The sequence below is a fragment of the Tsuneonella sp. HG249 genome (assembly GCF_053819205.1).
In genome coordinates, this window is the sequence record NZ_JBSOQY010000001.1 from 1923801 (window position 1) to 1936386 (window position 12586).

The window sequence follows — 12586 nt, forward strand, 5'->3', positions numbered from 1 at the left end:
CTCCTGTCCGGAAAGCGGGCTGAAGCGGCGCATCCATCGCCGCGGCAGTCCGAACGACACAACGAGGCCCGGCAAAGGGTCCACGCTTCAGCATTCAGCGAAATCCTTCGCCGGGTGCCGGGCCGCACATCACGGACCAACTTTCCTTTCAGGAGCTTTTGAAATGAAGAATATTTTCCTGACCTCGGTGTCGGCGGCCGCGCTGCTGATCGCCGGGCCGGCACTCGGGCAGAGCAATGACTCGGCCATCAATCAGACTGGCAACACCAATCAGGCGACTGTCACTCAGCCTGGCTCGAATAACGATTCTGACATCGACCAGATCGGCAATGGAAGCCTGGCGGTCGTGAACCAGGCGGGATCCGGCAACACTTCGGACATCGATCAGGTTGCTGGCAATCGCGCGAAGGTCAACCAGCTGGGCACCAGCGGCGAATCAAAGATCAACCAGACCGGCAATGAGAACAGCGTAGAAGACCATTCTTCGCCTGCTGGCTATCCTGCTGCAGGAGTGAATGGCGAGCCGACCGGGGCGGGCGTTCGCCAGCGTGCCGGCAGCCTCGACGCGTATTCGAACATCGTCCAGGCCGGCACGGGATCGTGGGCTGAAGTCGACCAAGGCGGCATAAACAACCGCTCGGACATCCAGCAGGGCAATGCCAACAAGCGCAGTGGAGACCGCACATATGTCGAGCAGACTGGCGATGACAACCAGTCGAACGTGCGCCAATCGCTGGACGACAAGGGTTACTCGGTTAACTTGAGTTTCGCGGGCGACCCCACTGGTAACAACGCCATCGTGACTCAGTCGGGCAGCCGTAACGTTTCGAACTTGACGCAGAACGCCGTCAACGGCGACAACGACACCACTCCAAATGGCCTTGCAGTCGTTTATCAGACGAGCGACGACAACAAGTCGGACATCACACAGAGTTCGGACTCAACCGCACTTGTCACCCAAGGCGGCGGCAACACCCTCGGCGAATTCGGCGGTCGTGCTAACAATGTGTCGAGCATTGATCAGACGGTCGGTTCAGATGGCGCGAGCGCTACGGTGCTGCAGAACGGCGAGCTTAACCTCTCGGATATCGACCAGGCTGCGGACGCCACCGCCAATGTAACGCAGAACGGAATCTACAACACTTCGACGGTCTCGCAGAACGCCGCCGCGGTGGGTGCCACAGCCACGATTAAGCAGGGCGGCGACTATGGAGATAACGTTTCCGAAGTTTCGCAAAGTGCAGCCAACACTCTTGCCGAAGTGACCCAGACGGGTCAGCCGTCGGTCGGGCCCGCCTTTACCAATACTTCTGGCGTCAACCAGTCGGGTGCGAACAGCAAGGCGATCGTGACGCAGAACGGTGCGAACAACGGTTCGACCGTGGCGCAGAGCGGCGCTGACAGCGACGTTACTGTTGGTCAGGATGGTACCTTCTTGACCTCGCGGGTTTTGCAGTCGGGCCTCAGCAACGAAGGCGATATTCTGCAGACCGGCACCGGAAACGTGAGCGACCTGAAGCAGGCGGGCGACAACAACGCCGCCATCCTGACGCAGAGCGGCACCAGCAACGACCTATTTGTTGAACAGCGCCTCGGTGCCAACCTCAACACTGTCGACGTCACGCAGAGCGGCACCGGCAACGCCGCCCGCGCCGTTCAGGTGGGAGAGCGTATCCGTCCGACCACCGCCGAAAACAATACGATCAAGCTCAACCAGTCAGGCTCGAACAACTTCTCCGGCACCTCCCAGGAGGGTTCGGGCAACCTGGCTGACATCAAGGTAAGCGGTGCGGGCGTGAGCGTTGCGGGTCGTCAGACCACTGGCGCTGGCTACCGCGACAACGAGCCGCCTGAGACCGACGTGTGGCAGGTCAGCGACAACAACAAGGCCTACATCGATCAGGCTTCGGACGCGTCGCGCGTGACCATCTACCAAGGCTTGGAGCAGACATCGGCTGGGTACAACTTGGCTCTCGGCACCAACAACTACGCCAAGGTGACCCAGACTGCGGACGCCGACGGCTCACGTGCCGACGTGATCCAGGGTGGTTCGAATCACATCGCGAACGTCACTCAGAGCGGTGCGGATAACAACAGCTACCTGAACCAGATGGGCACCGGCAATACAGCCACGGTCTCGCAGCTGTCGGACGGCAACTTGTCGACGATCAGCCAGAGCGGCACGGGTAACACCGCGACCGTCACCCAGAACTAAGAACTTAGGCCGGCACCTCCGGGTGCCGGCTTTTTCTCTTTCCGATAGGATTTCTCATGAAAAAGATTCTTCTCACCTCAGCCTCGGCGATGGCCTTGCTTGCTACGCCGGCGATAGCTCAGAACAACACCTCAAGCGTCAATCAGGGCGGCCAGGGCAACACTGCCACGATCAGCCAGACCGGCACCAACGGCAAGTCGACTGTCGATCAGTCCAACGCTTACGTTGCCAGCGCGATCGTCAACCAGAAGGGTGACGGCGCGGAATCCGAAATCACCCAGACCGCCAACAGCAACCATGCTGTGGTGAACCAGGATGGCGACAGCTATTCCAAGATCACTCAGAGCGGCATCTGGAACAACGGCGCCTCGGTTATCCAGAAGGGCGACGGCAACTCGTCGATCATCGGGCAGACCGGTTACCAGAACGAGGTCTCGACGCCTTCGCCTGCTCCAAACGCTGGTGTTATCCAGACCGGTGCGGACAACAAGTCGGAGATCTCGCAGAGCGGCAACCAGCAGCTGGGCAATGTCTTCCAGACCGGCGACCGCAACACGAGCGACCTGACACAAGGCGGCGTCAACAACGATGCTTTCGTCACGCAGCTCGGCAACGACAACAACTCGGATGTCGATCAGAGCGGCGAGAACAGCTCGGTGACTGTCAACCAGAACGGTGACGACAGTCGTTCGGCCGTAGTCCAGGCCGCCGATGGCGCCACTGTGATCGTCGACCAGACGCGCTCGCAGAGCCAGTTCCCGAGCCTCCGCACGGGCGGTTCGAGCAACAACTCGGACATCACCCAGACCGCGTCGGCTGACGGTGCGTTCGCCAAGCTGACCCAGGTTGGCGAGCTCAACAACTCGGCGATCACGCAGTCGGGCGACGCTGATGCCACGGTGAAGCAGACCGGCATCTACAACGATTCGACTGTTACCCAGACTGCGGGCGGTGCGAAGGCGACTGTGACCCAGCTTGGCGTTCCGTCGACCGGCGCTCCGGGGGTAGCCCAAGGGGACAACCTGTCGAACGTGACACAGAACGGCGCGTCAACCGCGTTCGTCACGCAGACCGCCGACAACCCGACCAACGGCGCTCCGTCGAACAACTCGACCGTGCTGCAGAACAGCTCAGGCGCTTTGGCGACCGTTGACCAGACCGGTGACAACAACACGGCCTCGACCAGCCAGCTCGCTGGCAGCGATGGTGCGTCGTCGGACATCGACCAGCTCGGCGATGACAACCAGGCGACTGTCACGCAGACTGCCGATGCAGACTCGATCGTCGATCAGAATGGCACGGGCAACCTGGCCACTGTCGATCAAAGCGGCACCGGGGCGTTCTCGACGTTGCGTCAGGACGGTACGAGCAATATCGCGTCGGTCGATCAGCGCGACGATGCTACCAGCAACCTCGAGCAGGGTAACTTCGCCCCTTCGAGCAGCAACAACAACGCCACGGTGAAGCAGCTGGCCGGCTCGGCAGGGTCGATCAGCGACATCAACCAGAACGGCACGAGCAATATGGCCAAGGTGACGCAAAGCGGTGCGAACAGCGACAGCTTCACCTACCAGTATAACGACAAGAACGACGCCACCGTTGTGCAATCAGGTGCAAAGTCGGTCAACGTGCTGATCCAGTATGAAGGCAATGTTCCGGTCACTACGGGTCCCAAGAACGAAGCGTTCGTGACCCAGACCGGCGCTGATACCTACAGCTACCTGGCGCAGGGCGGTAAGGGCAACGTCGCCAACGTTACCCTCTCGGGCAATGGCGATGCCAACCCGCGTCGCGCGAGCAGCGGTGAATACACCGGTTTCCCCGACCCGGCGACGGGCGTCGCTGCCGAAAGCGAGATCTGGCAGGAAGGCCTGAGCAACAAGGCAACCGTCGAGCAGATTTCCGACAGCTCAAATGCCCGCATCTATCAGGGCACCGGTGTTCGTCAGGGCTACACCGCCCTTGGTGGCACCAACAACACCGCCACGATCCGTCAGTTTGCCGGCTCGAACAACTCGCGCGCCGACATCTATCAGGATCAAAGCGACAACGACGCGACAACCCTGCAGTCGGCCGCCAACAGCACAGCGATCGTCTATCAAGATGGCATCGACAACCTTTCGGATATCGATCAGCAGTCGGGCAGCGGCCACACGGCAACCGTCACGCAGCTCTCAGCGAGCAACGAGTCGTTTGTAATCCAGAATGGCACTGGCAACACCGCGACTGTCAGCCAGTACTCGGCCGACAACTATTCGTCCGTGAACCAGGCCGGCATCGGCAATACTGCCACAGTCACGCAGGGGACGAACTAAGCGTAACGGCGGGGCGATCGCAAGGTTGCCCCGCCACGCCATTCTGGCTCGTGAGGTTCGCGAGGCGGACTAGGCTTTCAACCAATTAAGAGAGTAGGACAGGATCGATGAGCACCCGCATTCTCGGATACCTCCCGTTCCTCGCCGTGGCGCTCGGCGCTCCGGCGGCTGTGCAGGGAGCGTCCGCCTCCTGCCCTTATTCAAGCGGAGATCGGGCCATGACCGGGCAGGCAGATAACGGACGCACGACGATCATTCGGACCGGCGACGGCAGCACCGCGTCCGTGACCCGAACCGATCCCGACGGCGTTGTCGCAATCGGGCAGCATGGCAAGGATCACGCCGCGGTCGCCGTCCAGCAGGGTCTGGGCGGAAGTCTCTCGATCGAGCAGAGCGGCGCCTCCGCGCACGCCGACGTCGTCCAGGGCGGCGAATGCAACGCCACCCACCTGCATCAAGCTGGCGAAGGCAACCGTGCCGTCGTCAGCCAATCGGGCAACGGCAACCGGGTCGTCGTCCGCCAGGGCCCGGCGCAGGGAGAGCCCAAGTGAAGCGTTCAACCTACCTTCGCGCGATCGCGCCCCTTGGCTCGATCCTGGCAGCGCTGGCGCTGGCTCCCGCCGCGCACGCCGATACCGCCAAAGAAACTCCCGGCGCGCCCTGCACGTCCGGCGGCGGCCAGGGCACCGGGAACCCTTGCAACGGCAACAACGGCAACCCCAGCCCCGAAGGCAACGCCGGGGAAAAGGTGAAGTACGACCCGAAGCCGGAGCCATTCGCCATCGTGCGGGGCTCCGGGCGCGGCGCATTCATCGACCAGGTCGGAGACGCGAACCGCGCGACCATCAACCAAGGCCGCAACACGCAGTACGCGCGCATCGCTCAGACCGGAGATCGCAACACCGCCAGTGCAAATCAGAGCGGCAGCGGGGCGCACTATGCGGCCATCGACCAGCGCGGCAGTGGCAACTCGGCCCGGCTCGACCAGTCGGGCGCGGGGACGCAAGTCGCCTATTTGACGCAGGACGGCATTGCCAACGCCATGACCGTTACGCAGAATGGCGGCCTGGCGACGTCCGGCGTGCAAGCCATGCAGCTTGGGGACCGCAACACCATGCAGCTCACACAGAATGGCGAGAACAACATGGCCCGGCTCACTCAAGACGGCTCGGACAGCTCCATGACCGCGGTGCAGAACGGCCACAACCAACTGACCTGGACCCAGACCGGTTCGGGCTTGTCCAACCTGCAAATCACGCAGCCGGCCGGACAGGCCCTACTCGTCACGCAAACGCGGTGAACTGCCCGGTCGCCAGACTTGGGTTTGCCCTGGCTGCTCTGGCCGTGTCACCCGTCGTCGCGCAGGACCGTAGCGACCGGGTGCGGCTCGACGATTTCGCGCTGCCCGCCCCCGAACAACCACTCCGCGTAGACCAAGTGCCGGGAAGCGGGTCCGCCGCCATGCCACAGCAGTCGGTCGACCGCACGCTGGGAACGGCGGTCCGTTCGGAACCGTCCGGCGCGATGCCAAGCCAGGTTTCCACCGCAGACAGCGCCGCGCCGATGCGGCAACTCGTCGACACGGCGCAATCGCGCACGGCGCTGACCGGTGCAGTCTCCAATGCCAAGGACAGCCAGCCCGGTGGCGTTCAACGCATCGGCGGCGCCGACCGCTGCGATCCGCAACTTGCCCGGCGTGTCTACCTCGAGTGCCTGCGCATTCTCGAATTGCGGGCGGACGAGTTCGATGCCCCCCAACCCGCCACCTTGAGCCCGGAGCAGCGGTTGCTCGCCGAACAACGCGAGATGCGCGACACGCAGCCGGGATCATTCACCATGCTGCGCGCCAAGATCGCGGGCGGCGAGCAACCGGACGCCGACCTCGAGAGCTATCAGGAGCTGGCATCGATCTACCTTTCCGGGACGGATCAGCCGGCGGAGCCGACCCCCACCGAGCCTGACGAGGGCAGCGGTCTGGCGGACATCCTGCAACGGCTGGGCATTCCCAACGTCATTGTTCCCCCGACGGAGTGATCGCAGTCGCGATCGGCCCAGCCATGGATGCAGCAATCAACGATACGAGCAGCCCGCCGCGCACGCTGGGCGATCGCATCTACCAAGCGCGCCAGGGTGCCGGGATGAGCCTCAACGATCTTGCGAGACAGGTCGGGGTTTCCAAGGTGACGGTTTGGTCGTGGGAGAATGATCGGTCGCGCCCGAGGTCCGATAAGCTCGAGACCATCGCGCGCTCACTGGGCATTTCGCCGTCGGTGCTCCATTTCGAGAAGCCCGCACGGCGGTCCGATGTGACCTATGTCGTTGCCGACTGCCGCCGACGCATCGCGAAAGCGGCCGGAATCAGCGAGCACGATGTGGCAATTGTGGTCTCCTATGGGCGACCCGTCGATCCGGAGCGACCGCCCTCGGTGACAGATGCTACTGAGAGATTTGCACCTTCTCTTTCGGCCGTTGCGGGGTTTCCGCGTTCCGGCTGATTGCTTGCGCGAAGATACGATCGAGCTAGGCGGACCTTCAGCCGCATATCTTCGATCCATGCACGGCCGTTCCGCGGGCCGGTTACCGGGCCATTAACCACGTTTTGGAAGCTCGTCCTTACCGCTCACCCTTAATCGGGGTGGCATGGTCAGAGATCATATCCGCCGTATCCCCGTTCGCCACGCACTGGCGGGGCTTGCAGCATTGGCGGTGGGAAGCATCGCAATGCCAGCTTACGCGGCGACCGCGACCGATCCCGGACGCTCTTCGATCTCGCCAGCGTCCGGCTGCACGATGCCCGCGTTGCCGCTCTCTCCCGCTGCTGCGGCGCCCAGCCTCGCGCTCGCGAAGGCCGGTGCGATTCTCGGGGGCATGCCGAGCGCGCTCGACGCGATCCGGGCGCAACAGGCAGCACCCCTGTCCCAATCGCCGACGCTCCTCGCCGCCGGTCAACGGCCGATATTGCCGCTTACGCCCGGACTCGGGCCAATTGCGCCGATGACAGTCCCTTGTGAGGCCGCCTTCGCGGCCACGCGCACGGCGAGTGGACCGGGGATGCTGGCGCCCTTCGACATCCCGACTCAAGATCCGGAAGACTTTCTCTCGAGCAAGCGCATTCGCATCGGCCGCACCACCTTCGACAAGGACTGGATTCGCGTTCGTGGCGAGAAGCTGTCGGCGGGCACCGCGCGCCGGCATGTCGGTGCCCTGCCCGCTTCACGCGAGCAGTCGCTGGCCACCGTCAACCGCTGGGTCAACCACCGCATCCGGTATGCTGAGGACCGCGACCAGTACGGCGTCAGCGACTTTTGGGCCGGTGCGAGGAAGACCCTGAAAGCCGGAAAAGGCGACTGCGAAGATATCGCGCTGGTCAAGATGCAGATGCTCGCGGCTGCCGGCTTCTCGCGCGACGACATGATCCTAACGATCGCGCGCGATCTGGTGCGGAATGCCGATCACGCTGTGCTGATCGTGAAAACCGACGCCGGATACCGGCTCCTCGACAACGCGACCGACGAGGTGCTCGATGCGGCACCGAGCCACGACTACCGTCCGATCCTGAGCTTCGGTAACCAGGTCAGCTGGCTGCACGGGGTCTAAGCCCCGGCCTTCAGCGCTCCGTCAGCGCCATGTCGAAGGCCTTCTCAATCGGTTTCAGCAAGTAAGTCAGAATGCTCCGGCTTCCGGTGATTATCTCCACGTCGCAAATCATCCCGGGGACGATGGGCAGCCGCTGCCCGCCCTTGTTGATGTACGAACGATCGGTTTCGATCAGCACGGTGTAATAGGCCTGCCGCTCCACTTCGTCGAAAATACTGTCAGCGGATACCTGCTGCACCTTGCCCCGCAGCCCGCCGAAGATCGAGAAGTCGTAAGCCGTGACCTTGACGTTGGCCGTGTCGCCGACCTTGATGAAAGCGATATCGCTTGGCGCGATCCGCGCTTCGACGAGCAGCTTGTCGCCCACCGGAATGACTTGCATGATCTTCTCGCCCGCGTTGACGAAGCCGCCTACGGTCGTGATCTGGACGTCGTTGACGATCCCGTCGCTCGGCGCGCGCAGCGCGTTGCGTTCCTGCCGCGCAGCAGCGCCGCGGATGGTCTGCTCATTGACCGCGATCTTGGTTTGCAGTTCGCTGCGCTCGCTTAGAGCCTGCTGGCGGAAATCGAGGCGCGCGGAGCTGAGGTCTGCCTGGGCCTGGCTGATCCCCGCCGAAGCACGGGCCGCGGCTTGTCGCGCGGCCGAGAGCCGGCCTTGCACATCCACCAGATCGCGCTGAGCCGATAAAAGTTCGGTCTGGGGAACGATGCCCTTGGCCGCCAGCGGCGCGAGCATGTTGACCTGTTGTCGGGCAAGACGAACGCTGTCCTCCAGCGAAGCCGCGGTCGCTTGCGCTTCGCCTAAGTCGCGGCGCCGCTGCTCGACGGCAGCGGCCAACGCGCTTTGTTGGGACTGAGCGGTCGCCACGCGCGCCCGCTGCAGTTGACGCTCCTCGGCGCACTCATCTCCCTCACAGCCCAGCCCGCCCCCCGTCGCTTCGCCCTGGAGCCGATCGGCCCGAATGGCCAGGCGCTCGGTCTCTGCGCGCAATTGCCCCAACTCCGATGACGATTGCGCGTCATCCAGTCGCACGAGCAACTGACCCTTCCGCACCGTCTGGCCGCCGCGGACGAGTATCTCCTTGATGACTGCCGGCTCTGCAGGCTGAACCAGCTGGGCCTTGCTCGATGGGATGACCTTGCCCATCCCGCGCGTCACCTGATCGACTTGGGCGAACGCCGCCCAGACCAGCAGCAAAAGAAGCCCCAGCGCTGAAACGGCGATTAGGCGACGGCTCGCGTCCCAGTTCTCGTACCGCTCGCGAAACGTCACGAAACAGGCTCCTGCGTCGGAGCGGCCTCCTTTTGGCCCGCGGTTGTCTGGCTCGACAGCGCGCGCTTGTATGTGCTGCTAAGTTCGACCGGATCTGGGATCGACAGCCGCCAGGCGGTGGTGGTGTCGAGCCGGCCGCCGACATCGCTCGCCGCATGGCGATCCTTTTCGTCGGGCGTTACGGTAAGGCCTGGGACGAAAGTCGCGATCGGATCGACCTCGATTTCCTCGGTTAGCTTGGCGTCGAGCGCCGCCCGCAGGCGGCCGAGATCGAGTGAAGGTATCCGTTCCACGCCCGTCCAGCGGTCGCCGAAGGCCGCTTCACTGCCCACCCGGCCGGGGAGGCGGTAGAAGATATGGCGCCCGATTTGCGTAAGCTTGCCGAGCGTGAAGGCCCAGCGCGGCACGACGTAATCCGCGTGATAGTTGGTCGCTGTGCCTACCGAGGGCTCGGTGGCGCCGGCGAGAGCTTCAGCTGCGATACGGCGGGACTCGTTCCACTGGCGCGCCATCGGCGCGCGAAGCAGCGATCCGTCGCAGGTGAAGCTGAACTGGCACACGCGCGCGTTGGAGCCTTCGTAGACTACCCCGCAGACGGAGTTCGGATAAGCCGGGTGTCGCAGGCGGTTCAAGACAACCTGCGCAACCCCCCGTTTCCCGGCTTCGGGCTCGTTCGCGGCTTCGTAATAGATCGCCTGCGTCATGCACTTCAGCGCCGTGGCATAAGCGTCGGTGCTCGTGCCGATGGCGGTGAACCGGCTCAGCTTTCCGACCGGGAGCGCGCTCAAGGGGATGAGCGCATTGCGCTCCACCGCGCTGTCGCCGGTCACCACAATCGGCTGATCCATTCCGGTCGACATGGTCGAGATCTGGCGGCGCATCATGTCGCTGACCGGCACGGCGGCGTTTGCCGACTGCTCCGGGGGGATGAACGACGAGGCACCAAGCGCGCCCGCGACAATCGCGAGCAGCAAAGCGGCCTTCGGCCACGGCGCACGTCTGCTCAGGTGGAGCTGTGCGCCGTCGGTGCTGAGTGCCAAAGTGTTCATGCTGTCCGTCCTGCCACGCCCGATCGCGCGATAACTTCCTGGATCGGGCCGTCGGCAACAACGCGGCCGTTGTCGAGTACGATAAGGCGGTCGCATATCGAAAAAAGGGCCGGCCGGTGGGTCGAGATGACCAAGGTCTGGCCTTCTGTAAGGGACTGGGACAATCGCTCGACGAATAGTTGCTCGGTTTGCGCGTCCATCGCCCCGGTCGGCTCATCGAGAAACAGCAGCTCGCACGGGCTGACAAGTGCGCGGGCGAGCGCCAGGAACGAGCGCTGCCCGCCCGACAATGCTCGCCCGCTTTCGCCTACCGCGCGATCGAAGCCCCCCGCGTCGCGCGACAGGAACTGGTCGGCGCCCGTCGCCCGCAAGGCGGCAACGAGGTGCTCATCGCCCACATCCCGATTGCCAAGAGCCAGGTTCTCCTTGACCGATCCCGAGAAGATCGCGGCGTCCTGGCCCACATAGCGGAAAGCTTCGCGCAATTGCTGTGGGCGGTACTGCCGGCTGTCGACTCCATCGACAAGCAATGCACCATCGCTGGGAACATAGAGCCCGCAGAGTACGCGGCCCAGGGTCGACTTACCGGACGCGACCCGGCCTACGACCGCGACACGCTCGCCGGGCGCGATGGAGAAGTCGATCCCGTCCAGCGCCGACTGTGATGCGTCCGGATACCGGAACGAGAGGTTTTCCAGGCGCAAGGCCGGGCGATTGATCTTGCCCAGCACCAAGGTGCCGCTCCGGCGTCGCTCGTCCTCGCCGTCGAACAGTCGTTCGATGCTCGCAAGCGTCTCGTTCGCCTGGCGCCCACGGGTTAAGAGAAACGCAATTTGCCCGGCCGGCGCGAGCGAACGCGAAGCCAGCATGACCACGGCGATGATGGCCCCCATGGTGATCGCGCCGGAAGCGAAGAGATAGTACCCCCCGATAACGAGCGCCACGGTCGAAACCTGCTGGAACACCTGTGCGAGGCTAATCGCGAGTGAATTGATGTCGCGGAGCTTCTGTTGCGAATGGGATCCGAGCTCGGCCAAACGCCGCCAGCGACCGATCATGCCGCCTTCGCCGCCAACGCTCTTTAGCGTCTCGATTCCGGTGAGGGATTCGACGAGGAGGGTCTGCTGCAGTCCGATGTCGGCCTGCGCGTCCTGCGCCGCTTCGACCACGCGCCGCTGAAGGACCCACCCCGCGACCGCCATGGCCGCGATGATCACCAGCGGAACCAGGGCCAGCCAACCGGCTATGATCGCGATCACGCCGACAAACACGAAGAGGAAGAATACGTCGACGACCAGCACGACTGTGGTCGACGCGAAGAAGTCGCGCACCGTGGCGTATTCGGTCACCCGCGCGGCCAGCGAACCGGTGTGCCCGCGGCGGCTATCGAGCGGCGTCGCGAGCAATCGCGAGAATATCTTCTGCGAAAGCTTGAGGTCGAGACGCTGGGATACCTCGTCGATGACGGCCGTCCGCGCGCGACGGAGTAGGAACTCGAGCGTGAAGGCAATGATGACGCCGATTGCCAGCACCCAAAGCGTCGCTTGCGCGCGATTGGGGATGACCCGGTCGTAGACGTTCATCGAAAACAGGGGCAGCGCGACCGCGACGAGATTGATCACCACGGAGGCTACAAACACCGGCATGAACGCCGGAAATTCCTTGCGCAGTTCACCCCAGAACCAGTGCCCGCGTCCCTTGGCGTGCCACGGCGCTTCGTCCGCACGCTGCTTGTCCGGGTCGCCGTATACTGAGATGAACCGGGTGACCGGCGCGGACTTCAATGTCGAGTACCGCTCCCAGCTTTCGCCCGCAAATGGGCGCCAGACGAGGATATCCCGTTCGCGCCGGTCGAGCGCTAGGGCGAACTCGCCGGGCGCGAATTCGATCAGCGCCGGATAGTCCGACAGCTGAGCTGGCAAGCGCCTGCGGACACGCGGTTCGAAGCCGATGTCCGCTATTTCTAGGGCGGCCTCGGCCTGGTGCCCGGGCAAACGCCCTTCCCCGTCCCGCGGCAGATAGGCCAAACGCGCAAGATCGAGCGAGGGGCCGAGCCGTCGCGACAGCTCGACGACGCACTCCACCAGAGGGTCGGCTACCGCCCCCTCGATCAATTCAGCACCCATCTTCATCTTTC

The 12586-nt window shown here is 63.7% G+C and carries 11 protein-coding genes; 7 read left to right on the forward strand and 4 right to left on the reverse strand.

Features of this window, described 5'->3' with window-relative positions; translation table 11 throughout:
- The first annotated feature begins 163 nt into the window (after positions 1-163).
- From ACWPM1_RS09770 to ACWPM1_RS09795, 6 genes are all read left to right on the forward strand, one after another.
- The gene (locus ACWPM1_RS09770; RefSeq protein WP_455694638.1) at positions 164-2215 is read left to right on the forward strand and encodes a beta strand repeat-containing protein; all 2052 of its coding nucleotides are present in this window, start codon (positions 164-166) and stop codon (positions 2213-2215) included.
- A gap of 56 nt (positions 2216-2271) precedes the next feature.
- Positions 2272-4530 carry a beta strand repeat-containing protein gene (locus ACWPM1_RS09775; protein ID WP_455694639.1) on the forward strand — a complete coding sequence of 753 codons (2259 nt, stop codon included), beginning with the start codon at positions 2272-2274 and terminating at the stop codon, positions 4528-4530.
- 107 nt (positions 4531-4637) lie between these two features.
- Positions 4638-5081 carry a hypothetical protein gene (locus tag ACWPM1_RS09780; protein ID WP_455694640.1) on the forward strand — a complete coding sequence of 148 codons (444 nt, stop codon included), beginning with the start codon at positions 4638-4640 and terminating at the stop codon, positions 5079-5081.
- Positions 5078-5830 (forward strand): hypothetical protein, encoded by a 753-nt coding sequence (locus ACWPM1_RS09785; protein WP_455694641.1) that lies wholly within the window; start codon positions 5078-5080, stop codon positions 5828-5830. Before ACWPM1_RS09780 ends, ACWPM1_RS09785 begins: the two co-directional genes overlap by 4 nt.
- Before the next feature lie 44 nt (positions 5831-5874).
- Positions 5875-6564 (forward strand): hypothetical protein, encoded by a 690-nt coding sequence (locus ACWPM1_RS09790; RefSeq protein WP_455694642.1) that lies wholly within the window; start codon positions 5875-5877, stop codon positions 6562-6564.
- Positions 6561-7025 carry a helix-turn-helix domain-containing protein gene (locus tag ACWPM1_RS09795; protein WP_455694643.1) on the forward strand — a complete coding sequence of 155 codons (465 nt, stop codon included), beginning with the start codon at positions 6561-6563 and terminating at the stop codon, positions 7023-7025. Before ACWPM1_RS09790 ends, ACWPM1_RS09795 begins: the two co-directional genes overlap by 4 nt.
- Positions 7026-7259: 234 nt before the next feature.
- Here the strand turns inward: ACWPM1_RS09795 and ACWPM1_RS09800 are convergent, their stop codons facing one another.
- Complete coding sequence (locus ACWPM1_RS09800) at positions 7260-7400, reverse strand: hypothetical protein (protein ID WP_455694644.1); 141 nt, start codon at positions 7398-7400, stop codon at positions 7260-7262.
- 124 nt (positions 7401-7524) lie between these two features.
- Between ACWPM1_RS09800 and ACWPM1_RS09805 the strand changes: the two genes are divergently transcribed.
- On the forward strand, positions 7525-8127 hold the full coding sequence (locus tag ACWPM1_RS09805) for a transglutaminase-like cysteine peptidase (RefSeq protein WP_455694645.1): 603 nt from the start codon (positions 7525-7527) through the stop codon (positions 8125-8127).
- Between the two features lie 10 nt (positions 8128-8137).
- Here the strand turns inward: ACWPM1_RS09805 and ACWPM1_RS09810 are convergent, their stop codons facing one another.
- Genes ACWPM1_RS09810 through ACWPM1_RS09820 form a run of 3 tightly spaced genes read right to left on the reverse strand, consistent with a single transcriptional unit; the run spans position 8138 to position 12575 of the window.
- A complete protein-coding gene (locus ACWPM1_RS09810; RefSeq protein WP_455694646.1) occupies positions 8138-9400 on the reverse strand; it encodes an HlyD family type I secretion periplasmic adaptor subunit in 1263 nt (420 codons plus the stop codon).
- Positions 9397-10449 carry a cell wall hydrolase gene (locus ACWPM1_RS09815; RefSeq protein ID WP_455694647.1) on the reverse strand — a complete coding sequence of 351 codons (1053 nt, stop codon included), beginning with the start codon at positions 10447-10449 and terminating at the stop codon, positions 9397-9399. Before ACWPM1_RS09815 ends, ACWPM1_RS09810 begins: the two co-directional genes overlap by 4 nt.
- Positions 10446-12575: an ABC transporter transmembrane domain-containing protein gene (locus ACWPM1_RS09820; protein ID WP_455694648.1), complete on the reverse strand. Its 2130-nt coding sequence runs from the start codon at positions 12573-12575 to the stop codon at positions 10446-10448. Before ACWPM1_RS09820 ends, ACWPM1_RS09815 begins: the two co-directional genes overlap by 4 nt.
- Positions 12576-12586 lie beyond the last annotated feature (11 nt).

Coding starts and splice junctions, on each gene's coding strand:
- ACWPM1_RS09770 (WP_455694638.1), top strand. CDS start 164: ATGAAGAATATTTTCCTGACCTCGGTGTCGGCGGCCGCGCTGCTGATC.
- ACWPM1_RS09775 (WP_455694639.1), top strand. CDS start 2,272: ATGAAAAAGATTCTTCTCACCTCAGCCTCGGCGATGGCCTTGCTTGCT.
- ACWPM1_RS09780 (WP_455694640.1), top strand. CDS start 4,638: ATGAGCACCCGCATTCTCGGATACCTCCCGTTCCTCGCCGTGGCGCTC.
- ACWPM1_RS09800 (WP_455694644.1), bottom strand. CDS start 7,400: ATGCCCCCGAGAATCGCACCGGCCTTCGCGAGCGCGAGGCTGGGCGCC.
- ACWPM1_RS09805 (WP_455694645.1), top strand. CDS start 7,525: ATGACAGTCCCTTGTGAGGCCGCCTTCGCGGCCACGCGCACGGCGAGT.
- ACWPM1_RS09815 (WP_455694647.1), bottom strand. CDS start 10,449: ATGAACACTTTGGCACTCAGCACCGACGGCGCACAGCTCCACCTGAGC.
- ACWPM1_RS09820 (WP_455694648.1), bottom strand. CDS start 12,575: ATGGGTGCTGAATTGATCGAGGGGGCGGTAGCCGACCCTCTGGTGGAG.